The organism is Serratia sp. JUb9, from assembly GCF_014298095.1.
GTDB classification, from domain to species: domain Bacteria; phylum Pseudomonadota; class Gammaproteobacteria; order Enterobacterales; family Enterobacteriaceae; genus Serratia_B; species Serratia_B rhizosphaerae.
Window position 1 is genome coordinate 420954 of record NZ_CP060416.1, and the last position, 22221, is coordinate 443174.

Genomic DNA, 22221 nt, shown 5'->3' on the forward strand with positions numbered 1-22221 from the left:
TGCACATGGGCGGTGGGGACGTTATTTCTTCACCGCCAGCCACTTATCAATAATTTTCTGGTACTCGCCGCTGGCTTTGGTCAGGTGCAGCCACTGGTCGACGTACAGCTTCCAGCTTAAGTCGTCACGCGGCAGCATGTAGGCCTTCTCGCCGTACTGCATGGGCTTTTTCGGGTTAACGGCGCACAGCTTCGGGTAGCGCTTTTGCTGATACAGCGCTTCGGAGGCGTCGGTGATCATCACGTCGGCCTTGCGATCGACCAGCTGCTGGAAGATCCCCATATTGTCGTGCGACAGCGTCAGCTTCGCTTTCGGCAGGTGCGCGCGGGCGAAGGCCTCATTGGTGCCGCCGGCCGGCTCGATCACCCGCACCGACGGTTTGTTGATCTGGGCGATGGTGCGGTATTTCTTCACGTCGCTGCAGCGCACCAGCGGGATCTTGCCGTCGGTATCCAGTTTTTCCGCGAAGAAGGCCTGTTTTTGCCGTTCCAGCGTAACGGAGATACCACCCATCGCGATATCGCACTTGCCGGCGTTAAAGTCCTGCATCAGGGTTTTCCAACTGGTTTTGACCCACTTCACCTCGGCACCGAGGCTTTTGGCCAGCGACTGGGCCATCTCGATATCGATGCCTTCATAGCCGCCTTTTTCCGGCAGAAAGGTGTAGGGCTTGTAATCGCCGGTGGTGCACACTTCCAGCTGCTTTTGCTGTGTCACCTTATCCAGGTGCGACTGGGCGCTGGCGCCGCCGGCGGCGAGTAGTAAGGCGAGAGGCGCTAATTTTTTCATCATTTTCCCTTTCTTATACATTCGTGGATTTATGCGTCGGTTAGCCGTGGGTTGTGGTTGGTTTGCGTGAATTATCCGTTTTTTATGCCGCCGATAAACGGCGTCAGTCTGATTTGCTGCTACGCAACGCGCATTCTCTGACGCGGAACGATAACAACACGAAAAAAACTGATAGTCTGAACGTCAATATTTCTTAACACAGTTTACAGGTGGCTATGTACAACATTGACGATTTTGATATGAAAATCCTGACGCTGCTACAAGCCAACGGCCGACTGACCAACCAGGAACTGAGTGAGCTGGTGGGGCTGTCCGCGTCGCAGTGTTCCCGGCGGCGCATCAGCCTGGAGCAGGCGCAGCTGATCCGCGGCTACCATGCGCGGCTGGCCCCCGAGGCGGTGGGGTTGGGCATGGTCGGGCTGATTGAGGTGAGCCTGACCAACCACGGACCGGAACAGGTGGACAGTTTTCATTACATGCTGGAGCATACGGAAGCGGTGCTCGACGCCTATAAGACCACCGGCGACGCCGACTATCTGCTGAAAGTGGCCGTCGCCGATCTGGCCGCGCTGAGCGAGTTTATCAGCCAGACGCTGCTGACCCACCACAGCGTGGCGCACGTCAAGACGGCGGTGGTGCTGAACCGCATTAAAGAAAACGGCCTGCTGCCGGTGGCGCGTTAAGCCCCCTGTTGCTGAGCATTTTTTACCGCGGTGGCCTGGCAAGCTAACCACACTTTTTATGGTGGATATTTCCCCGCGGATAGCGTCTATATTAGGTGCATTGGCGTGTGCGTATGCTGTCGGCGCGCCGGTCTCTGTACCTTAAAAATAACTAAAGCAAGGAGAACAACACCGTGTTCCAGAACGTTGATGCCTATGCCGGCGACCCGATACTGTCGCTGATGGAGAAGTTCAAACAGGATCCGCGCGAGCATAAGGTAAACCTGAGCATCGGCCTGTATTACAACGAGCAGGCGATTATCCCGCAGTTGCAGGCGGTCGCCGCCGCCGAGGCGCAGCTGAGCAGCGCCGATCACGGCGCCTCGCTGTATCTGCCGATGGAAGGCCTGCAGCCTTACCGCAGCGCTATCCAGCAGCTGCTGTTCGGCGCCGATCACCCGATGCTGCAGCAGGAGCGCATTGCAACGGTGCAGACCGTCGGCGGCTCCGGCGCGCTGAAGGTGGGGGCCGATTTCCTGCATTACTATTTCCCGAATTCGCAGGTGTGGGTCAGCGATCCGACCTGGGAAAACCACGTGGCGATTTTCAGCGGCGCCGGCTTCAAGGTGAATACTTACCCGTACTTCGACAGCGAAAGCCTGGGCGTACGTTTCGACGCTATGCTGAGCACGCTGAAAACGCTGCCGGCGCAGGGCATCGTGCTGCTGCACCCGTGCTGCCATAACCCGACCGGCTCCGATCTGACGCCGGCGCAGTGGGACGAGGTGGTGAAGGTGCTGGCCGAGCGCGAGCTGATCCCATTCCTCGACATCGCCTATCAGGGCTTCGGCGCCGGCATGGAGCAGGACGCCTACGCCATCCGCGCCATTGCCACCGCGGGGCTGCCGTGCCTGGTGAGCAACTCGTTCTCGAAAATCTTCTCGCTGTACGGCGAGCGCGTGGGCGGGCTGTCCGTGGTGTGTGAGAGCAGCGAAGCCGCCGGCCGCGTGCTGGGCCAGCTGAAGGCGACCGTACGTCGCAACTACTCCAGCCCGCCGAACTTCGGCGCGCAGGTGGTGGCCAAGGTGCTGAACGACGCGCAGCTGAAGCAGCAGTGGCTGGATGAAGTAGAAAGCATGCGCGCCCGCATTCTGGAGATGCGCCAGACGCTGGTGAATGCGCTGAAGAGCGCGCTGCCGCAGCGTAATTTCGATTACCTGCTGCAACAGCGCGGCATGTTCAGCTACACCGGCTTAAACGCGCAGCAGGTCGACCGCCTGCGTGAAGAGTTCGGCGTGTACCTGATCCACAGCGGCCGCATGTGCGTCGCCGGTCTGAACCACCGCAACGTGCATCAGGTGGCGGAAGCAATCGCCGCCGTGCAGTAAGTCATAAAATAGAACGGGGGCGATATCGCTATCGCCCCGTCCCGTCAGCCGCGCCGCTATTTGTCGGCGCTGCCTTGCGCCATCTGCGGCGGCAGCTGCAGCAGGCTGCGTTTCTCCGCGACCTCATCCTTCGTTATGGCCGGCGCCGCATTGCCCCAGCTATTGCGGATGTAAGTCGTCACCGCCGCCACCTGTTCGTCCGACAGCTTCCAGGCAAAGCTCGGCATCGCGCCGCTGGTGGGATTGCCCACGGTCACCGCGCCACGGCCGCCCTGCAGAACGGTGGTCACCAGCGATGCGGCGTCCGGCGCCATAATCGCCGGGTTGCCGGCCAGGCTGGTGGCCAGGTTCGGGATGCCTTTGCCGTCGCTGTTATGGCAGGCGGTACAGTTAGCGGCATAGACGTTGGCGCCCATCTTCATCTGTGCGCTGTCTGCGGCCAGCGGTGCCGGTTTTTGCCGTTCCGATCCCGGCTGGGATTTAAGATACACGGCGATGGCGCGCAGGTCCTGCTCCGTCAGGTGCTGGGTAGAGTTGCTGACCGCCTCCGCCATTGGGCCGGAGGCGACGGCGACGTGGTTGCTGCCCAGCCTGAGGTAGTCCACCACCTGATCTTCCGTCCACTCGCCGATGCCGGTGTAGCGGTTGCCGGTGATTTCCGGCGCGTACCACTCGCCCAGATTGCCGCCCTGCAGATAGGCGGAGGTATCCCCGCCGATGAGGTTCTTCGGCGTGTGGCAGGCCGCGCAGTGCTCCAGTCCCTGCACCAGATAGGCGCCGCGGTTCCACTGTGCCGACTGGCCGGCATCCGGCGTAAAGCCGCTGTTGTCGAAGAACAACAGGTTCCAGCCCATCATCGCCAGACGAATGTTGTACGGGAACGGCAGCCGGGTTTCCGGCACCTTGTTTTTCACCGGCTTGACCGAACGCATATACAGCCACAGGTCGTGCATATCGGCGTCGCTGACTTTGATATAGGCGTTGTACGGCATCGCCGGGTAGAGGTTTTCCCCCTGTTTGCCCTTGCCGTGGCGCACCGCGCGGAAAAAGTCGCGTTCGCTCCAACTGCCGATACCGTCTTCAACGTCCGGGGTGATGTTGCTGGCGTAAATACCGCCGAAAGGCGTGTCGATCCGATAGCCGCCGGAGAACGGCTGCTTGCTGCCCGGCGCGGTATGGCAGGCCACGCAGTCGCCGGCAATTGCCACGTATTTGCCGCGTATCACCGCCTGCGCATCCGCCGCGGACGGCGGCTGGCTGGTCAGCGTCCGGTCGTCCGCCACGTTATCGGCGCTGGCATCGCCGTTTTTCCACAGTAGCCCAACCACCACGGCGGCGGCGACCACGGCGATCCCGCCTGCAATTTTGATTTTTTTCATCTCACACCTTTACCAGCGGGCCGGGGTTTTTGACGTACTGTTCGATAATCGCTTTCGCCGTCCACAGGCTCAGCGCGCCGATGGTGCCCGTCGGGTTGTAACCGGCGTTGTTAGGGAAGGAGGAGGCGCCCAGCACGAACAGGTTATGCATGTCCCAGCACTGCTGATAGCGGTTCAGCACGCTGGTTTTCGGATCGCTTCCCATTACCGCGCCGCCGATGGTGTGATCGCTGGCGAGGTTGTACGGCGAGTAACGGCCGGAGGCAGAGTTGGTGCCGATGACGATCTTGGCGCCCATCGCCTTGCCCAGCTCCACGCTTTTCTCTTCGATAAAGCGGGCGGTGCGGCGGTCGTTTTCGTTGTAGTCAAAGGTGACGCGCAGCAGCGGGTTGCCGTTATCGTCCGTGTATTCCGGATCCAGATCGAGGTAGTAATCTTCGTGCGAGTAGCTGGTGCCCTGGCCGAAGATAAAGGAGCCGTTCTGGAAGGCGTGGGTGTAAGCTTTTTTCCATGCCTTGCCCCAGCGTGGCGTGCCGGGCGGCAGCGCGTCGGCATTGCCGATCGGGCGTGCGCCGCGGGCGACCACCAACAGGCCGGCGCCGCCGATAAAGCCCAGTCCGCTGTGGTCGAAATTATCGCCGTTATAGTCATCCACCTGCTGCGACAGCGCGCCGGCGCCGATAAACGGGTTAAGGTTTTCGTCTTCGAAGAACAAATTGGCGCCGGCCACCGTCTGGAAGCTGTAGGCGCGGCCGACCACGCCGGTTTTACTGACGGGATCGTAAGGCTGGCCGATTTTCGACAGCAGCAGCAGGCGCACGTTCTGCATCTGGAACGCCGACAGCACTACGATATCGGCTGGTTGTTCCCACTCTTTTTTATTGCGGTCCAGATAGGTGACGCCGGTGGCGGTTTTGCCGTCAGCGGCCTTGTTGACCCGCACCACCGCCGAGTCGGTGAGCACGGTAAAGTTCTCGCGCTGCATCAGGGCCGGCACCACGCAGGCGTTGGGGCTGGATTTGGAGAAGTTGCCGCAGCCGTAGTACAGGCAGTAGCCGCAGTAGGTGCAGGGACCCATGCGTACCCCCAGCGGGTTGACGTAGGCGCGGGAGGTCTGGCCCGCCGGCACCATAAACGGGTTCAGCCCCAGCGACGTGGCCGCATCGCGGAACAGGTCGGTCAGGCGCAGTCCTTCCAGCGGCGGCAGCGGGTATTCGCTGCTGCGGTTGCCTTCAAACGGGTTGCCGCCCGGGATAATTTCGCCGTTCAGCTTGCCGGCCTTGCCGGAGACGCCGGCGATCTTCTCGAAGCGGTCGTAGAATGGCTCCAGCTCGTCATAGGTAACGCCCCAGTCCTGCAGAATCAGACCGTCGGCGATCTGCTGTTTGCCGTAGCGCTCGACGGTCTGGGTGTACGGCTGCAGGTCGAACGGCGTAAAGCGCCAGGCCATGCCCGCCCAGTGGGTGCCTGAACCGCCCACGTTATACCCCAGCTCGTTCAGGTTCCAGTCGCGGGTCGGCAGCGCTTTTTCGCTGCGGTGGTTGCGGAAGGTGGTGGTTTCCACCGCAGGCGGCAGCAGCATGCTGCGGCGGGTATCCCAACGCAGTTCATCGGTATCGATGGAGGGTGGAAAATCGGTGGCGGTTTCAAACCAGGGGCCGCGTTCGATGGCGACGACGTTTAATCCGGCGCGGGTCAGCTCTTCGGCGATCAAAGAACCGCACCATCCCAGGCCGACGATAACCACATCGGCTTTTGGACGTACATTTTTCATAGTTGGACTCACAATTGCTCGGCGCGACAGCGGCGCGGGATCAAAGCGTGTTATCGATTAAACTGGTGGGGATGATGTTCAGCTTTTGCCCTTTCTTACCGAGCAGATCGCGGAAGTCATAGCGCGCGCCCGGGAAACCAATCATTTTCCAGCTGGTCATGTCTTTATTGCCGCCGTAAATCGGATCGGCCAGGAAGCCTTCGCGTACGTTTTGCAGCAGCAGCTCAAACAGCACCTTGGTTTCCACCTGCGGGCCGAGATCGTAGCGGTCGGTCTCCATGGCGTGCAGGATGCGCTCCTGCTGCTGTTGGTCGAGGGCGATAAAGTCCTTACCGAACTGCGCCCTGGTGGCGCTATCCAGCGCCGCCAGGCCCTGGCGGTAACGCTGCGCCGGCGTCAGCGGCGACTGCGGCCCCTGCTGCGGGGTGCCTTTGACAAAACGTCCCAGCCGGTAGAGAGCGACGGCGTTGCCGTAGTCGCCCGCCAGCTGACGGTCGATAAAGGTGGCGCAGCCGGCCTCTTTGCCGCCGAGGCTCAGTTCATCGGCCGGAATAAAGCGCTCGGCGATGATGGCGACGGTATCGAATTCATGCTGCGTGAAGTACTGCAGGCCGCCTTGGCGCGGCGGCGCTGGTGGCGTGTTGATGTCGCCGGGGTTCCAGGGTTGCCCGCCGTTGATGACGTCGGCCTGTGCCGTAGGCAACGACGAAGCCACCCCCAGCGCGACCACTGAGGTGAGAAATTCTCTGCGTTTCATAAATTCCCTGCCGATTAATTGCTCAAAAACTATTTTTTTATTTTTTCACGTTTCACGTCCGCGCCATGAACGGGGGACGCGCCCAGCGCTGTTTTTTACATGCGAATAAAGAAATTAATAAAGTGTTAACAACGCGGCGAGAATAATTTCTTCCGTGTCGGCAGGGAAGGTTTTCGTTGATGGTTTTCCATCATCGGCCCGGTTTCCTTCCCGCTTTTGGCTTCCTATAGTGAGTTCACGTTGTCCTGACAGTACGCCGTCCCGCTCATCAAACACACGAGGAGAGCCTTATGTTTCCCACCGCCTTACCTCAGCCGACGCGGCTAGCGCCTGAAAGCATTCCCGTTCTGCGCTGGGGGATTATCGGCCCCGGCTGGATTGCCGACCATTTCGCTGCGGCGCTGCGCGGCCAGACCCGGCAGCAGCTGGTGGCCGTGGCGGGACGCAGCGCCGAGAAAACGGCGGCGTTCGCCGCGCGCTGGGATATTCCCCAGACCTGTCAGAGCCTTGGCGAGATGCTGGCGCTGAACCAGCTGGATGTGGTTTACGTCGCCACGCCGCACAACCATCACTTTCCTGACGCCATGCGGGTGCTGCAGGCCGGTAAACACGCGCTGATTGAAAAGCCGCTGGCGCTTAACGCCCGTGAGGGGCGGGCGCTGCGGGATGAAGCGCGGGCGCGTGGCCTTTTCTGTCTGGAGGGGATGTGGTGCGACTTTACGCCGAAATATGATGTGCTGCGCCAGCTGCTGGCCAACGGCGATCTGGGGGATCTGCACACCCTGATTGCCGATCACGGCGAGTTCTTCACCCCGGAACACCGTATTTTTAATGCCGACCTGGCCGGTGGTCCGATGCTGGATCTGGGCAGTTACCTGATATCATTCAGCATCGGCATTGCCGGCGATGTGCCGGAGGCGATCGTCGCGTACGGGCAGCCCGCGCCGGGCGGGGTAAACGGCCAAGCGTCGATGCTGTTTAACTACGGCAACGGCATGCAGGCGGTGCTGAATACCACGCTGTTCAGCCATACCTCCGGTGCGGCGACGATCGCCGGGCGCGACGCCACGCTGTATCTGGACGGGCAGTTTTACGCACCCGGCGACTTCACGCTGCAGTCCAGCCAGGGCAACCGACGGCTGCATTGGCAGGACCGGGGCGGACGCTATGTACAATTGAGTTATGAAATTGAGCATGTGGCGTGGTGCATCGGACAGGGGCTGACGGAGTCGCCGGTGCGCCCGCTGGATACCTCGCTGATGACGCTGCGCACGATGGATGAAGTGCGCCGCCAGCTGGGTATCGTCTTTAACGAAGAGCGCGCGGCGGCACGGCTGGCTTAGCCCGCCGCGCGGGGAGCAGAGATGAAGAAGTTAACCATCGGCAGGCTGGCGCAGCTGGCCGGCGTCGGCGTGGCGACGGTGGATCGGGTGCTGAATGAACGCGGCGGCGTAGCGCCGGAGACGGCGCGCAAGGTATTGCTGGCCGCGCGCGAGCACGGTTTTAACCGGGTATTGCCCGAGGCGTACCAGCACCCCTGGCGCATCGAGGTGATTCTGAGCGGCAACGGCTCATTTTTTTTCAAAAAGCTCGATAACAGTTTCAGCGAACTGGCCGGCGCGCTCGGCTACCGCCGGGTGACGCTGCACCGGACGTTTATCTCTGAATCCCACCCGGTCAGGCTGGCCGAGCATATCATGGCGTGCAGCCGTCAACGGGACGGCATTATCGTGTTTGCGCACGACCACCCTGCGGTCTATGCGGCGCTGGCCGACTGCCGGGCGCGGGATATTCCGGTGATCACCATCGTGACCGATCTGCCGCATGCCGAGCGCCTGTGCCACGTCGGCGTCAATCAGCTGCAGGCGGGCCGCACCGCCGGTTTGCTGATGGGGCGCACCCTGAAGGCGCCGGGCGAGGTGGTGATGGTCAGCGGCCGCAGCGACTACAGCGCGCACCGCCAGCGCATTGAGGGCTTCCGGGCGGTGCTGCGCCAGCGCTTCCCGCAGATTGACCTGAAAGAGGTGCTGGTGGGGCGTGACGAACGCCATACCATCCGGCGTCTGCTGGCGGAAACGCTGAACAAAAACGGCCATATCGTCGGGCTGTATAACACCGGTTCCGGCAACACTGAAATCAGCGCCGAGCTGGCGAAGCACCGGCTGCTGGGAGAGTGCGTCTATATCACCCATGAGCTGTACAGCCTGACGCGCCGGCTGTTGGATAACGACAGCCTGTCTTATGTGATCGACCAGGATGCCCGCCAGCATGCGCAGCTGGCGATCGACCTGATGCTGGGCCAGCTGGGAGGCGGCGACGCCGTCGACATGTACCAGAGCGGGAAGGTAGATTTTAAAATCTTCACCGCAGAAAATTGCGAGTAGGGCGTATGTCCCCGGCGTGAAAAGCGTGGTATCTCCCTCAATTCCTTCTATGCTACAAAATGTAGCCAGTATTCTTGACGGCGGCTGCGCCGCTTCGCCACGGACGCGCGGCGCAGCACGCCGGACGACGGACATTTATCGAGGGACTAACTCCATGAATTCTTCAGCATTATTGCAATATTGCATGGCGAAACCGGGCGCGCAGCAGAGCGACCAGAATCAGTGGCAGGCCAGCCAGGTGAAGGTCGGCGAGGTGATGTTCGCCATGGTGTGGGAGATTGAGGGCCGCCCGGCGCTGGCGGTGAAATCCAGCCCGGAGCAGGCGGAAAATCTGCGTGAGCTGCATCCGGAAATTGTCCCCTGCGAGCATCTGAACAAGGCGCACTGGAATGCGGTCTATCTGGACGGCGGCCTGCCGGACTCGCAGTTTTATACCCTGATTGACGGTTCGTACCAGCTGGTGCTGTCGGGGCTGCCAGAGCAGGTGCGCCAGGGGCTGCAGGCCTGACTACGGCCATTTTCCCATGTACGCCTCTTCAACGGCCTTCAGGCGAAGGTGTGATCGTTAACACACATTGGGAACGTTCCCTTTCTCATCATCGACGCAAGCGTCTAGGCTGATGGCCGTAGAGCGAATCGCAAAAGGGAGCGTCTGATGGCTACAAGTGAAGAAAAATGCAAGATGATCGCCGGTGAACTGTATGACGCCGGCGATGAGCTGCTGCGCAGTGAACGCCTGCGGGCGCGCCAACTGCTGCATCAGTACAACCATTGCGCACCGCAGGAGGGCGAGCAGCGCAGGCAGTGGCTGACGCAGCTGCTGGGGCAGTATCAGGGCGGCACCATCGAACCCAGCTTCCGCTGCGACTATGGTTACAACATCTATCTGGGAAAAAATTTTTACGCCAACTTCGACTGCGTGATGCTGGACGTCTGCGAGGTGCGCATCGGCGATAACTGCATGTTGGCGCCGGGCGTGCACATCTATACCGCGACGCACCCGCTGGATGCGGCAAGCCGCGTCGGCGGTGCCGAGTACGGCAAACCGGTGACCATCGGTGATAACGTGTGGATCGGCGGACGGGCGGTGATCAACCCCGGTGTGGCCATCGGCGATAATGCGGTGATTGCCTCAGGCGCGGTGGTGACCAAAGACGTGCCGGCCAACTGCGTGGTGGGCGGTAATCCGGCGCGTATCCTGAAGCGGCTGTAAAAGTCGGGCGCCGCAGCGGGCGCCCGTGGTGCGCTTAGGCGCGCAGCGAGTCGATGTCCACCACAAAGCGGTATTTCACATCGCTTTTCAGCATGCGCTCATAGGCTTGGTTGATCTGCTGCATCGGAATCAGCTCGATATCCGAGGTGATGCCGTGCTGACCGCAGAAATCCAGCATCTCCTGAGTTTCCGCAATGCCGCCGATCAGCGAGCCGGCGATGCGGCGGCGCTTCAGAATCAGGTTAAACACCTGCGGTGACGGATGATCGTGTTCCGGCGCGCCGACCAGCGTCAGCGTGCCGTCGCGACGCAGCAGGTCGAGGAACGGGTTCAGGTCGTGCTGAGCCGCCACCGTATTGAGGATAAAGTCGAAGCTGTTGGTATGCTGCGCCATCTCCTCCGGGTTGCGGGAAATCACCACTTCATGAGCGCCCAGGCGTTTGGCGTCTTCGATTTTCGACGGCGAGGTGGTGAACAGCACCACATGCGCGCCCATGGCCCGCGCCAGTTTCACCCCCATATGCCCCAGCCCGCCGAGACCGACGATGCCGACCTTTTTACCCGGGCCGACGCCCCACTGGCGCAGCGGCGAATAGGTGGTGATACCGGCGCACAGCAGCGGCGCGACGCCGGCCGGATCGAGGTTGTCCGGCACCCGCAGCACAAAGTCCTGATCCACCACCATATCGGTGGAGTAGCCGCCGTAGGTGACGGCGCCGGTCTGGCGATCCTGGCCGTTATAGGTGCCGGTAAAACCGTTTTCGCAATACTGCTCCAGCCCTTCCTCGCAGCTTGGACAGCTGCGGCAGGAGTCGACCATGCAGCCGACGCCGACCAGATCGCCGACCTGATAGGTGGTCACGCCGCTGCCGACGGCGCTGACGCGGCCGACGACCTCATGGCCCGGCACCACCGGATAGAGGGTGTTATTCCATTCGTTGCGCGCCTGGTGCAGATCGGAATGGCAGACGCCGCAAAACAGCACCTTGATTTGGACATCGTGTTCGCGCAGCGTGCGCGGTGAGTAATCGAAAGGCACGAGCGCAGACTGCGCGTCATGCGCGGCATAGGCATGCGTAATATTCATGGTTACTCCAGTTATCAATCAGTGCAAAAGGTGTTTTTTCCGGCAGCAGAATGCCGGTGAGGTGCGGCCTGAGTGATGAGGCGGCCGCTGAGGGAAGGTTGATAATAAGTGCTGCGCCGGGGGAGGGAAATGCCTGATAGTGTTGGAATCTTGCCTGTTTCTGTTCAATGTTCGTACGGCGGGCGGTCTGCGTGACCACCCGCCGTGCGCATCAGGCGTCAGCGTTTCAGCAGCGGCTTGAGGAAGCGCGCGGTGTGTGATTCCCGGCATTCCGCCACGGTTTCCGGCGTGCCGGACACCAGGATCTCGCCGCCGCCGCTGCCGCCTTCCGGCCCCAGATCGACAATCCAGTCGGCGGTTTTGATCACGTCGAGATTGTGCTCAATCACCACGATGGTATTGCCCTGATCGCGCAGTTGATGCAGCACCGCCAGCAACTGCTGGATGTCGGCAAAGTGCAGGCCGGTGGTCGGCTCATCCAGGATATACAGCGTCTGGCCGGTGCCGCGCTTGGACAGCTCGCGCGCCAGTTTGACGCGCTGCGCTTCACCGCCGGACAGCGTGGTCGCCGACTGGCCAAGACGGATATAGGACAGGCCGACATCCATCAGGGTTTGTAGCTTGCGCGCCAGCGCCGGCACCGCGTCGAAGAACCCGCGGGCTTCTTCGATGGTCATCTCCAGCACTTCGTGAATGCTTTTGCCCTTGTATTTGATCTCCAGCGTTTCACGGTTGTAGCGTTTGCCTTTGCACTGGTCGCAGGGCACATAAATGTCCGGCAGGAAGTGCATTTCCACCTTGATTACGCCGTCGCCCTGGCAGGCTTCGCAGCGGCCGCCTTTCACGTTAAAGCTGAAGCGGCCTGGGGTATAACCGCGGCTGCGTGATTCCGGCACGCCGGCGAACAGTTCGCGCACCGGGGTGAAAATGCCGGTGTAGGTAGCCGGGTTGGAACGCGGCGTACGGCCGATCGGGCTTTGATCGATGTCGATCACCTTGTCGAAGTGTTCAAGGCCGGCAACCTCGCGGAACGGCGCCGGTTCGGCGAGGGTGGCGCCGTTCAGCTGGCGCTGGGCGATCGGGAACAGCGTATCGTTGATCAGCGTCGATTTGCCGGAGCCGGACACCCCGGTGATGCAGGTGAACAGCCCCACCGGCAGCGTCAGCGTCACGTCCTTCAGGTTGTTGCCGCGCGCGCCGCTCAGTTTCAGCACTTTGTTCGGGTCTGCCGCCACGCGCTCCTGCGGAATGGCGATTTCGCGCTTGCCGCTGAGGAACTGGCCGGTCAGCGAGTCCGGCTTGGCCATGATGTCTTCCACGCTGCCTTCGGCGACGATCTGGCCGCCGTGTACGCCGGCGCCGGGGCCGATATCGATCACGTGGTCGGCGGCGCGGATGGCGTCTTCGTCATGCTCCACCACGATCACCGTGTTGCCCAGGTTGCGCAGGTGAATCAGCGTTTCCAGCAGGCGTTCGTTGTCGCGCTGGTGCAGGCCGATGGACGGCTCGTCCAGCACGTACATCACGCCCACCAGACCGGCGCCGATCTGGCTCGCCAGACGGATGCGCTGGGCCTCGCCGCCGGACAGGGTTTCCGCCGAGCGCGACAGCGACAGGTAGTTAAGGCCGACGTTAACCAGAAACTTCAGGCGGTCGCCGATCTCTTTCAGCACTTTCTCGGCGATTTTGGCGCGTTGGCCACTCAGCTTGATGTTCTGGAAGAAGGTCATCGCGTGGCCGATGCTGAGATCCGAAATCTCCGGCAGCGTGGTGTCTTCGACAAACACGTTGCGCGCTTCTTCGCGCAGGCGGGTGCCGTGGCAGGAGGTGCACGGACGGTTGCTGATAAATTTGGCCAGATCCTCGCGCACCGCACTGGATTCGGTCTCTTTATAGCGGCGCTCCATATTGTGCAGCACGCCTTCAAACGGATGGCGGCGCACGGTGGTGTCGCCGCGATCGTTGATGTATTTAAACTCGATTGACTCTTTGCCGGAACCGTTCAGCACCGCTTTTTGCACGCTGGCGCTCAGGCTGTTGAACGGCGCTTCGACGTCGAACTGATAATGCTCCGCCAGCGAGCGCAGCATCTGGAAATAGTAGAAATTACGGCGATCCCAGCCGCGGATGGCGCCGCCGGCCAGCGACAGCTCCGGGTTCTGCACTACGCGATCCGGGTCGAAGAACTGCTGCACGCCCAGGCCGTCGCAGGTCGGGCAGGCGCCGGCCGGGTTGTTGAACGAGAACAGGCGCGGCTCCAGCTCGCGCATGCTGTAACCACAGATCGGACAGGCGAAGTTGGCGGAGAACAGCAGCTCTTCCGCTTTGTCATCGTCCATATCGGCCACCACCGCGGTGCCGCCGGACAGTTCCAGCGCGGTTTCAAACGACTCCGCCAGCCGCTGCGCCAGGTCTTCGCGTACTTTAAAGCGGTCGACCACCACCTCGATGGTGTGCTTCTTCTGCAGCTCCAGCTTCGGCGGATCGGACAGATCGCACACTTCGCCGTCGATGCGCGCGCGGATATAGCCCTGCGTCGCCAGGTTCTCCAGCGTTTTGGTGTGTTCGCCTTTGCGATCTTTGACGATCGGCGCCAGCAGCATCAGGCGTTTGCCTTCCGGCTGGGTGAGCACGTTGTCGACCATCTGGCTGACGGTCTGCGCCGCCAGCGGCACGTGGTGGTCCGGGCAGCGCGGCTCGCCGACGCGGGCGAACAGCAGGCGCAGATAGTCATGAATTTCGGTGATGGTGCCGACGGTGGAACGCGGGTTGTGCGAGGTCGATTTCTGTTCGATGGAGATCGCCGGCGACAGCCCTTCAATATGGTCGACGTCCGGTTTTTCCATCAGCGACAGGAACTGGCGGGCATAGGCGGAGAGCGATTCGACGTAGCGGCGCTGCCCCTCGGCATACAGCGTATCAAAGGCCAGCGAGGACTTGCCGGAGCCGGACAGCCCGGTGACCACAATCAGTTTGTCGCGCGGGATGATCAGGTTGATGTTTTTGAGATTATGGGTTCGAGCACCACGAACTTCGATATTGTCCATTTACACTTCCCGTCTTGGTGATACGCCGTGCGGCTTTACGGTTGGTTTTGTGACCAGGTGCGCAAAAAAACGCCACAGCCAGTACGAAACGCATAATTATGACACAAAAAAGCCTGAATGAATATCCAGTGTTCGTATGAAACGTTGTCGATCGCGATGACAATTGTGGAATACAATGCGCAGTTATCAAGGCGGGTGTGGTTTCAGCTTTCGCGTGGTAAACTGACTCGTTTATACTGTGTAAAAATCATTCTTCAGGAGAGAGTTCATGGCCAGCAGAGGCGTAAACAAAGTAATTCTGGTCGGGAATCTGGGCCAAGACCCCGAAGTCCGTTACATGCCGAATGGTGGCGCGGTCGCCAACATGACCCTGGCTACCTCCGAAAGCTGGCGCGATAAAGCGACCGGCGAGCAGAAAGAAAAGACCGAGTGGCACCGCGTTGTGCTGTTCGGCAAGCTGGCGGAAGTGGCCGGCGAATATCTGCGTAAAGGCTCGCAGGTGTATATCGAAGGTTCCCTGCAGACCCGCAAATGGACCGATCAGAGCGGTCAGGACCGTTACACCACCGAAGTGGTGGTAAACGTCGGCGGTTCCATGCAGATGCTGGGCGGCCGTCAGGGCGGCGGCGGTGCACCGGCAGGCGGTGGTCAGGGCGGCCAGGGCGGTTGGGGTCAGCCTCAGCAGCCGCAGGGCGGCAACCAGTTCAGCGGCGGCCAGCAACAGCAGTCGCGCCCAGCGCCAAGCAGCGCGCCGGCGGCCAGCAGCAACGAACCGCCAATGGATTTTGACGACGATATCCCGTTCTAAAAAATACCTCAGACATTTCTGCCAATGTCCGCGCCAGAAGCCCCGATACACGGGGCTTTTTTTATGTCTGCAAAGGAAGAATTTGACTGGGTGCTTTTGGGTTATCGGTTAGGTCGGAGAAGGTAAAAAACCGTGACCGGTTTAGCCGTCAGACCTGCAGTTCAGCCGATTGTACGCGCTGAATGGTAAACTGGACGGTATCAAGATCGTGCCGCTGTCCGAGGTCGCCACCAAGGACGATTTTTTCAACATCAAAAACGTCAGCCGCGATGACCTATTGAGCGCACACCGCGTGCCGCCGCAAATGATGAGGATTATCCCCAGCAATACCGGCGGTTTTGGCGACGTCAAGAAAGCCGCTCAGGTATTTTTTCGTAACGAGTTAATCCCACTGCAGGAACGCATCAAAGAGGTGAACGACTGGTTAGGGGAAGAGGTGATCCGCTTCAAAGATTATGAATTTCCCTCTGAATAACAGGAGCCGCCTCTCGGCGGCTTTATTTTCATATGCAATATTTTTCAGGCTCAACTACAAGCCATGACGTTTTTTTAACCTTTCCATTTGAACTATAATCAAATCACTTAACGTATCACAGGAATCATAAACATAATCGACCGCTATACGGTCTCGAGCTTCCCATTTTTTATTTTCAGTATTAAAAACGAAAGTATCAGTATCATTTGAGCCAATAACAATAAATCCGTCCAGGGCTTCATTATAAAAACCTTTTTCCTCAGACAAAATATCATTATTCAAGAAAATATTATTCTCGTCTTCTTTGCTCAAAGGGTGAAAGATTATCCCATCAAAATCAATCCCATCACTGATACGGACAAAATCGCCGTATTGCTTCCAAAACTCCGGCTGTTCGTCTTCAATACCCCGGCTAAAGTGATAATTATTAACTTCGCCTTGGTAAGGCGGGTTAGGCTCCCCTCCTAGTTGCTGGCAAACCCCATTAAATAAATTTACTGCTTTATTAATTTCTGTCATACGTCCCCCTTAAGGATAGACTATACCCTTTGGAACAGGCCATAAAATCGATTTGCTTTCTGATGTACCAAGAGCCTTTGTTACTCTTATTTGCGCAGTCGTAAACACCGCATGTTCATGCGCCCTATTAATCAACACAAGATTATCAAAGTTATTTGTCCCACTATCATCCAACGGTAGTTTATGATGAACCTGATAGCCTTTTGGAACAATGCCTTTTAGCATATTAGATCTAAAATCATTATCGAACCTAGAAATAACATCAGGACTGTCGGCAATGCTCTTTATAAATTTACCTCTTACTTTATTATCAAATTCAGAGCGTAACGCCACTAACTCACCTCTCGGCCTCTGAATATAATCCATTTTAATAACATCAATATTGTTGAGTAATTTTTTATCGCCCTTGTAAGTCCCTAGAAAATGCTGAAGTTCTTCTAACGACTTCATGTTAGCAATGTTGCCGCCGGGCATACGAGTAACAGCAGCTATTGAAGATAGTGCAACCAGCGAACCTATTGACTGAGGGTTAGCCACCTGGGTAAAACCTTCGGCCGCATCGCCGCCAAGCTGCTTAGCCGTCTGTGCGAAACCTTCCACGTTCTGATTGTATATCCCCCCGGCAGCCAGCAACCGCCCAACGGCTTTACTGTTCAACGTGCTAAGCTGCTTTTTTGCTGCTTGAGCGTACTGGAGGGGCGTGTAATATTCCGCAGGCTTTACCGTTGGCAAAGGTCGCGAGCGTTCTCCCCTGTGCCTTATCGCCTGTTCGTAGTAGTCAGTGATGCGGTTACCACCGCCCAACATGAATGAATTAGCCCCACCACAACCTACCAAACGACCATTATCATTGATATAAAAAGCAAAACGGGTGCTGCTCCACATTTCTTTATCATCAATGTAAACAATATTGCCGCACTCTATATCGCCCTTTAACTTATTGGCGTATCTACCGGTTTCAATCACTGTCTGGGTGTCCCACGGGGAGCGGGGCTGTATGTCATCCCCGAACATGTTAAACCCGCCGGAGCTGCCAGAATCCAACACATAATGTCGGCATACCTCGCGCCATGCTTCACGGGGGGTGATGATCCTGTCATAGCGTTCGGGCGGTAACTCGTCATAAAACAGGTGATACAGATTGCCGGGTAATTTCTTCATGATATGAGCAACTCCCTTGCGGTAAAAAACGTCATTTCCGTGACATAGCTAACCCTTATAGCAGTTTCAATCTACGACCAGCAACCCTAAGCGCCTTAGACGCCCGTCACGGCGTTTTAACCAAACAAATCGCAATGCTATTCCCGCCTCTTTTTGAAGCATGGATAAAATATCAGCGGCAATTCCGCTCCTGCAAGCTTCAGCTCTGCTTTGAGTTGGATTAATGCTCCTCCTGCAGGGGCGTGTTTATCATGCCGGAATTCTGTTTCTGAATGGAGTAGTTGGGGTAGGGTCAGTACTTTTGGGTTATCGGTTACGTCGGAGAAGGTAAAAAGTCGTGGCCGGTTTAGCCGTCAGACCTGCAGTTCAGCCGCTTATGGCGGTTTTGTGCCAGAAGCGGAGGGCAAGGCGCGTTTTAGCCTCATAGACAGCATGAAGTTTGGTCACCCTTAATTAGTAGACTTGAAAGTCTGATAAATATTAGTAGACTCATCAGTCTACTTAATGGCTGTTGTGGAAACCCTGATGACTAACTCGAAGTCCTTTTTGCTAACGCTCTGCTTATCCCGTGTTTTATTGACTTTTTTCTTCTGGATGGCCGGTGTTTTTGGCGTATTCAATTTTGGGGTGATCGTCCAGGAAATGGCGACGGTGGGTCTTCCCTGGCCGGTTCTCTTCGCGGTTGCTACCATCCTGTGCCAGCTCTGTGGTTCCGCACTGATAATTTTTAATAGTGCAGGCTATGGCTGGATTGGATCGGTAATGCTGATTGTGTTTACACTGCTGACTATCCCGGTGGGACATCCATTCTGGGCATTCAGTGAGCCAGAACGTACGCAGGAGTTCCATATTGCTCTTGAACACATTACCGTTATCGGGGGGTTAATCATGAGCGCCCTCCTTTCAGGCCATAAACGATGAACGAAAAAAACCGCCAAAAAGGTCGCCCTAAAGATCCGCTCAAAGAACGCGCGATACTTCAGGCTGCGCGAAAATTATTTCTGGAAAAAGGACTGGACGTCACCACGGAGGAAATTGCCCGTGTCGCTGGCGTGGCAAAGGCCACCCTGTACGCAAACTTTGCCGACAAAGACATCCTCATTGAAGCGGTATTACGGCAGGAATCAGATTTAACAATCAGTGATGAAGATTTTTCAAAACGGCATAACCATTCACTGACGGATACGCTGACTGCATTTGGAAACCGATTCGTCCGTTTTATAAATCAGCGTGAGCTGACTGGATGGGATCGGCTGATTGCCTCTGCTGCCATTCGCCATCCGGATTTACCACGGCGATTTTACGTCGCAGGCCCCGGCAGGGCGCAGCAGATGTTGGAATCTATTATTGCTGAAGCCGTTGACGAAGGCGTGCTGATATCATGTAACCCGCGCGAAGCCGCTGATGATTTAGCCGGATTATGGTTGGGCATGACGAGTCTGGAGATAAAGCTCGGCGCGAGAAAGACACTGTCTGATGAGGAGATTAAGCGTCGGGTGTCGCATGCGCTCGGTGTTTTTATGCGCTTTTATTCAGTCAAATAGCGCTTACGAGCGGCTATGTGCTGAAAGCCGGCGAATAGCCATGCTTGATTACGAAAAGTATCCAATTCTTTCGAGCTGACTAAGTTAAAAGGTTTGTATGCCGTATGAGCGCTGGCAGGTGGTCTGAAGCATGCTAATTACATCACTTTTTAGATGGTGAAGAAAGTGAAACCCTGCTTCGGCAGGGTTTTTTATGTGTTGCACTATCGATTTGGGGTGGTTCTCAATGTGCTTTTGATAATAATTGACTGCGTTTGTTTAAGTAAATACAGATAGAAAGAGCAATCAGAGGTAGGATGGATGATGCAATAAATGCATGCGATTCGCTAATGTTCAGGCCGTTCGAAATACTAGAATCGGTCATTAAAGAATAAAATGCCACCCCGACAGCAAAACCCATTTGGCGTAATGTACTTGTTATCGCGGCAGCAAGGCCTGAGTTCTCTGGCGCGACATTATCCATCACTACTCGTGCCATAATCGGATTCAATATGGCTGCCCCACACCCCATAATGAAAAGAGTGATATCCAATAGTAACCCCTGGTGTTTCACATTGGTATTGAAAAGGTATGCCAATGCCAGCAAACCGAGAGCGATGAAAACAAATCCACTCATGGCATTTAGTTTTAGTTTATCTTGCAGTGTAAAAACAGGGATGAGTGTTAAAGGAATGGAAAGACATAGCATAGACGTCATGACTATCATCGGGGAATAATTAAATTTCACCATGATGTATCCGGGGAGAGTCACGAAAAGACTCCAGTAAGAGATAGAAAAGAAAATAGGGAGCAATAAAGAAATAAGGAAATTTCCGTTCTTCAGTTCAGGTAGTCGAGTAAAACTCTTTGAAGAAAATAGATGTAATGATCCAAGTGCAATAAGGCAAGCTATGATTATAGTGTAAAAAAGATGCCGGCCAAGGCCGGAGAATGTCTGATTGAAATACGGATTCATGGTGATGAACAGAAGGATAATTGTCGCAGGAAGCGTGCTCGTTAACGATACCTGACCAAGAGCCCCTTTTTTTAACGTCTCCATGGCAGTACTGCCAACAAATGGGAACAGTACTACCAAGCTCAGCGGGATGTTGATAAGCATAATCCATCCCCATGAAAGGTAGGAGACAATCAGGCTGCCTAAAATAGGCCCAAGAGCAAAACTTAAGCCAAGAAACATTGACCATTTTTTAAATGCACCTGCCCGGTTACGGGGGCCGCCAACGGGATACAGTACGTTAAGTAGTGCCATTGCTGAAGTATTCAGGAATGCTGCAGAAATTCCTTGAATCAATCTTATGGTGGTGAATTCCGTGAGGGTTTCACAATACGTTGAATAAACGGATGAAAGCACAAAAACAGATAATGAAGATAACAAGGTTAAACGGTAGCCAGTTTTATCGGTAATAATTCCTGCTGGCAATAGAAAGGCGGCAAAACCTGCCGTGTATGAAATGCTTAACCAGGTGCCTTCCTTTATGCCAAAACCTAATCTGACGGCAATATCAGGAATGGCGACGCCTAAACCGGTGGTATCGAAACCGATCATGAATGTCACAATCATGACGGATAAAAAAAATAGATCTTCCTTTTTTCGTAACATGCGACCTTCTTTATTATGCATAACAATAAAGAGCAAAGAGGCTCTCTTTGCTCATGGCGTTTAGCCGGTAATCAGCAAAGAATACTGCCATCAAGGAAGCGAGAGACATTTCTGTCAATCAGACAGGCGCAACGATCCCCCATTACGCCTAATGCCGTCAACCACATCTCCTCCAGTCTGGCTCTTGCCATATCAGGGCCTTTTTCATGTGCCAGTAATGACAGCATATATGTTGTTCCTGAAACTGTGTATCCGGCAAGCTGCAATCGTTCACATTTTTCAGATAATATGGCAGGGTTGGCTGTCATTTCTTTTATCGTTTCTTGAATGAACCGATGGCGAGATGCGATGGCGCTAACTTGTTCAGAATTAAGGAAAAGTGAGCGTGCCGTTTCATCACTGATGAAGTGCTTTAATGAACTCATCAAGTGATAGCTCTCCATGGGTTTTATGACCGAAACATCAGCACCATGCCATATATCCATCAGGGCCCATAAGTCCATTTCGATGATGTTTCCAGGTAGAATCTTTTGTCCCGTATTATGACCGACGCTATCAAGGTATACATAGGCTGTACTCGTCTCACTATTTTGTGAGAATGAGTAAATTTTCGTGTTTCCGCCTCCTGAAATAATTCCTTTTTTTGTCATCTTGACTTCTTCAGGAATCCGTCCAAGTGTAACGACACCATGAATCTTATTGATGGAAAGGATGTATCCGATTTTTTCCAGAAGCTCATACGTTCTCTCTTTATCAAACTCTCCCTGTGAATTTTGAACGCCCCATTGGCCGTCCTGCGTTAACGCAAGACCAAAAGGATCAACGATCAGGTTTATGTCCAACCCCACCAGTTCGCGTAGAATAAGAGAAATCAGCGTTTCGAACTCCGATAACCCGGCATTAATACTATCATGTTTTGATGCGTTAGAGACAAAGCGAAGTGAAATGTTTTTCACCCCCATAGCATGTGTTTTTATAATTTCCTCTGCTGCTCTCTTCCAGCCATACGTGAAATATCCCGGGAGGCCTTTTGCTGGTTTTTGTGCATTTTTATCGACATGCGAACTTACATCAACGGCCTGCGAGAGTATTGAAGGGGAAATCACCACGCTGGATTGAGTAATGACACGGCGGGTGAAGGTCGGCTTTAAAATCTCATATTCAATATTACTCATAACATACATCCCTTATATTTATGTGATTTGAGAACGGCACATATTTTTTAGTTGTGTTTTTATTTTTCCGCCCTTCCAATGTGTAAATAAATTTTTGTTTATTTATGGTCGAGCATTGACATTAATTCATTGCGAACTTGAATTAATCTCATGTTTGTGCCTGGATGGATATATGATTAATAATCACAGGTTGAAATATCTATTAGATGTTTCAATCAATGATGGCTGCTTATCTAGGATGAACGGTTGATAATGATGACGTATTGAGGGCTTTATACTGCCATATTGTTTTATAGGCTTTTAGTAAAATATTATTACGGTTACGGATGGATAGCCTATTTTTTTTTGCTTATTTTATTCTGAGAAAAATCAAAATGCAGGTATGGCCGTGGTTCTGTCGGAAAATTCTTTTTTATTCTGATTTTTTACTCGTCATATCTCTATAGCAGTAAAAAACTA

The 22221-nt window shown here is 55.8% G+C and carries 19 protein-coding genes and 1 pseudogene; 10 read left to right on the top strand and 10 right to left on the bottom strand.

All coding sequences use genetic code 11. The features are described from left to right. Window positions 1-21: 21 nt before the first annotated feature. Entirely contained in the window at window positions 22-789 is a 768-nt protein-coding gene (locus tag HF675_RS01995) for a transporter substrate-binding domain-containing protein (protein WP_105233535.1), read from the bottom strand. Between the two features lie 215 nt (window positions 790-1004). On the opposite strand from HF675_RS01995, the gene HF675_RS02000 reads away from it, so the two are divergent. Together HF675_RS02000 and HF675_RS02005 are read left to right on the top strand one after the other, a co-directional pair. Beyond that, entirely contained in the window at window positions 1005-1472 is a 468-nt protein-coding gene (locus HF675_RS02000; RefSeq protein WP_015962077.1) for an Lrp/AsnC family transcriptional regulator, read from the top strand. 173 nt (window positions 1473-1645) lie between these two features. Next, window positions 1646-2839, top strand: coding sequence for an amino acid aminotransferase (locus tag HF675_RS02005; protein WP_187043968.1), 1194 nt, complete (start codon window positions 1646-1648; stop codon window positions 2837-2839). Window positions 2840-2895: 56 nt separating this feature from the next. Here the strand turns inward: HF675_RS02005 and HF675_RS02010 are convergent, their stop codons facing one another. Genes HF675_RS02010 through HF675_RS02020 form a run of 3 tightly spaced genes read right to left on the bottom strand, consistent with a single transcriptional unit; the run spans window position 2896 to window position 6749 of the window. Next, window positions 2896-4218 carry a c-type cytochrome gene (locus HF675_RS02010; protein WP_187043969.1) on the bottom strand — a complete coding sequence of 441 codons (1323 nt, stop codon included), beginning with the start codon at window positions 4216-4218 and terminating at the stop codon, window positions 2896-2898. Window position 4219: 1 nt separating this feature from the next. Beyond that, window positions 4220-5992, bottom strand: coding sequence for a GMC family oxidoreductase (locus HF675_RS02015; protein ID WP_187043970.1), 1773 nt, complete (start codon window positions 5990-5992; stop codon window positions 4220-4222). 40 nt (window positions 5993-6032) lie between these two features. After that, entirely contained in the window at window positions 6033-6749 is a 717-nt protein-coding gene (locus HF675_RS02020) for a gluconate 2-dehydrogenase subunit 3 family protein (RefSeq protein WP_105232822.1), read from the bottom strand. Between the two features lie 290 nt (window positions 6750-7039). Between HF675_RS02020 and HF675_RS02025 the strand changes: the two genes are divergently transcribed. The 4 genes from HF675_RS02025 (at window position 7040) to maa (ending at window position 10346) form a co-directional block, all read left to right on the top strand. Next, window positions 7040-8092, top strand: coding sequence for a Gfo/Idh/MocA family protein (locus HF675_RS02025; protein ID WP_187043971.1), 1053 nt, complete (start codon window positions 7040-7042; stop codon window positions 8090-8092). Between the two features lie 21 nt (window positions 8093-8113). Next, the gene (locus HF675_RS02030) at window positions 8114-9133 is read left to right on the top strand and encodes a LacI family DNA-binding transcriptional regulator (protein ID WP_105232820.1); all 1020 of its coding nucleotides are present in this window, start codon (window positions 8114-8116) and stop codon (window positions 9131-9133) included. Window positions 9134-9287: 154 nt separating this feature from the next. Next, window positions 9288-9641: an MmcQ/YjbR family DNA-binding protein gene (locus tag HF675_RS02035; protein ID WP_015962070.1), complete on the top strand. Its 354-nt coding sequence runs from the start codon at window positions 9288-9290 to the stop codon at window positions 9639-9641. A 147-nt stretch (window positions 9642-9788) separates the two neighbouring features. Further along, window positions 9789-10346: a maltose O-acetyltransferase gene (gene maa, locus HF675_RS02040; protein WP_105232819.1), complete on the top strand. Its 558-nt coding sequence runs from the start codon at window positions 9789-9791 to the stop codon at window positions 10344-10346. 34 nt (window positions 10347-10380) lie between these two features. Here the strand turns inward: maa and HF675_RS02045 are convergent, their stop codons facing one another. Both HF675_RS02045 and uvrA read right to left on the bottom strand, forming a co-directional pair. After that, window positions 10381-11433 (bottom strand): NAD(P)-dependent alcohol dehydrogenase, encoded by a 1053-nt coding sequence (locus HF675_RS02045; RefSeq protein ID WP_105232818.1) that lies wholly within the window; start codon window positions 11431-11433, stop codon window positions 10381-10383. 218 nt (window positions 11434-11651) lie between these two features. Next, window positions 11652-14480 (bottom strand): excinuclease ABC subunit UvrA, encoded by a 2829-nt coding sequence (uvrA, locus tag HF675_RS02050; protein ID WP_105232817.1) that lies wholly within the window; start codon window positions 14478-14480, stop codon window positions 11652-11654. Window positions 14481-14748: 268 nt separating this feature from the next. Here uvrA and ssb1 point away from each other — a divergent pair, with 268 nt between their 5' ends. Together ssb1 and HF675_RS02060 are read left to right on the top strand one after the other, a co-directional pair. Next, the gene (ssb1, locus tag HF675_RS02055) at window positions 14749-15288 is read left to right on the top strand and encodes a single-stranded DNA-binding protein SSB1 (protein ID WP_015962066.1); all 540 of its coding nucleotides are present in this window, start codon (window positions 14749-14751) and stop codon (window positions 15286-15288) included. Window positions 15289-15460: 172 nt separating this feature from the next. Beyond that, a pseudogene (locus HF675_RS02060) lies at window positions 15461-15763 on the top strand (Presumed portal vertex protein); the annotation flags it as partial. A gap of 54 nt (window positions 15764-15817) precedes the next feature. On the opposite strand, the gene HF675_RS02065 reads toward HF675_RS02060, so the two are convergent. Both HF675_RS02065 and HF675_RS23725 read right to left on the bottom strand, forming a co-directional pair. After that, window positions 15818-16282, bottom strand: a complete 465-nt coding sequence (locus HF675_RS02065) for a YrhA family protein (RefSeq protein WP_187043972.1) — start codon at window positions 16280-16282, stop codon at window positions 15818-15820. Between the two features lie 9 nt (window positions 16283-16291). Next, complete coding sequence (locus HF675_RS23725) at window positions 16292-17443, bottom strand: HNH endonuclease signature motif containing protein (protein WP_238404485.1); 1152 nt, start codon at window positions 17441-17443, stop codon at window positions 16292-16294. A gap of 525 nt (window positions 17444-17968) precedes the next feature. Between HF675_RS23725 and HF675_RS02075 the strand changes: the two genes are divergently transcribed. Beyond that, a complete protein-coding gene (locus HF675_RS02075) occupies window positions 17969-18364 on the top strand; it encodes a DoxX family protein (RefSeq protein ID WP_111738007.1) in 396 nt (131 codons plus the stop codon). Next, complete coding sequence (locus HF675_RS02080) at window positions 18361-18987, top strand: TetR/AcrR family transcriptional regulator (protein WP_187043973.1); 627 nt, start codon at window positions 18361-18363, stop codon at window positions 18985-18987. The genes HF675_RS02075 and HF675_RS02080 overlap by 4 nt, the downstream gene beginning before the upstream one ends. Before the next feature lie 223 nt (window positions 18988-19210). On the opposite strand, the gene HF675_RS02085 is transcribed toward HF675_RS02080, so the two are convergent. Together HF675_RS02085 and HF675_RS02090 are read right to left on the bottom strand one after the other, a co-directional pair. Next, entirely contained in the window at window positions 19211-20587 is a 1377-nt protein-coding gene (locus tag HF675_RS02085) for an MFS transporter (protein WP_187043974.1), read from the bottom strand. Between the two features lie 71 nt (window positions 20588-20658). Beyond that, a complete protein-coding gene (locus tag HF675_RS02090; RefSeq protein WP_187043975.1) occupies window positions 20659-21762 on the bottom strand; it encodes a hypothetical protein in 1104 nt (367 codons plus the stop codon). Window positions 21763-22221: the final 459 nt, after the last annotated feature.

Bases quoted from the DNA above. Each gene is read 5' to 3' on its own strand.
- HF675_RS23725 (WP_238404485.1), bottom strand. From the start codon at position 17,443: ATGAAGAAATTACCCGGCAATCTGTATCACCTGTTTTATGACGAGTTA.
- HF675_RS02000 (WP_015962077.1), top strand. From the start codon at position 1,005: ATGTACAACATTGACGATTTTGATATGAAAATCCTGACGCTGCTACAA.
- HF675_RS02030 (WP_105232820.1), top strand. From the start codon at position 8,114: ATGAAGAAGTTAACCATCGGCAGGCTGGCGCAGCTGGCCGGCGTCGGC.
- HF675_RS02080 (WP_187043973.1), top strand. From the start codon at position 18,361: ATGAACGAAAAAAACCGCCAAAAAGGTCGCCCTAAAGATCCGCTCAAA.
- HF675_RS01995 (WP_105233535.1), bottom strand. From the start codon at position 789: ATGAAAAAATTAGCGCCTCTCGCCTTACTACTCGCCGCCGGCGGCGCC.
- HF675_RS02085 (WP_187043974.1), bottom strand. From the start codon at position 20,587: ATGTTACGAAAAAAGGAAGATCTATTTTTTTTATCCGTCATGATTGTG.
- HF675_RS02090 (WP_187043975.1), bottom strand. From the start codon at position 21,762: ATGAGTAATATTGAATATGAGATTTTAAAGCCGACCTTCACCCGCCGT.
- HF675_RS02065 (WP_187043972.1), bottom strand. From the start codon at position 16,282: ATGACAGAAATTAATAAAGCAGTAAATTTATTTAATGGGGTTTGCCAG.
- HF675_RS02015 (WP_187043970.1), bottom strand. From the start codon at position 5,992: ATGAAAAATGTACGTCCAAAAGCCGATGTGGTTATCGTCGGCCTGGGA.
- HF675_RS02045 (WP_105232818.1), bottom strand. From the start codon at position 11,433: ATGAATATTACGCATGCCTATGCCGCGCATGACGCGCAGTCTGCGCTC.
- uvrA (WP_105232817.1), bottom strand. From the start codon at position 14,480: ATGGACAATATCGAAGTTCGTGGTGCTCGAACCCATAATCTCAAAAAC.
- maa (WP_105232819.1), top strand. From the start codon at position 9,789: ATGGCTACAAGTGAAGAAAAATGCAAGATGATCGCCGGTGAACTGTAT.
- HF675_RS02075 (WP_111738007.1), top strand. From the start codon at position 17,969: ATGACTAACTCGAAGTCCTTTTTGCTAACGCTCTGCTTATCCCGTGTT.
- HF675_RS02020 (WP_105232822.1), bottom strand. From the start codon at position 6,749: ATGAAACGCAGAGAATTTCTCACCTCAGTGGTCGCGCTGGGGGTGGCT.
- HF675_RS02025 (WP_187043971.1), top strand. From the start codon at position 7,040: ATGTTTCCCACCGCCTTACCTCAGCCGACGCGGCTAGCGCCTGAAAGC.
- ssb1 (WP_015962066.1), top strand. From the start codon at position 14,749: ATGGCCAGCAGAGGCGTAAACAAAGTAATTCTGGTCGGGAATCTGGGC.
- HF675_RS02010 (WP_187043969.1), bottom strand. From the start codon at position 4,218: ATGAAAAAAATCAAAATTGCAGGCGGGATCGCCGTGGTCGCCGCCGCC.
- HF675_RS02035 (WP_015962070.1), top strand. From the start codon at position 9,288: ATGAATTCTTCAGCATTATTGCAATATTGCATGGCGAAACCGGGCGCG.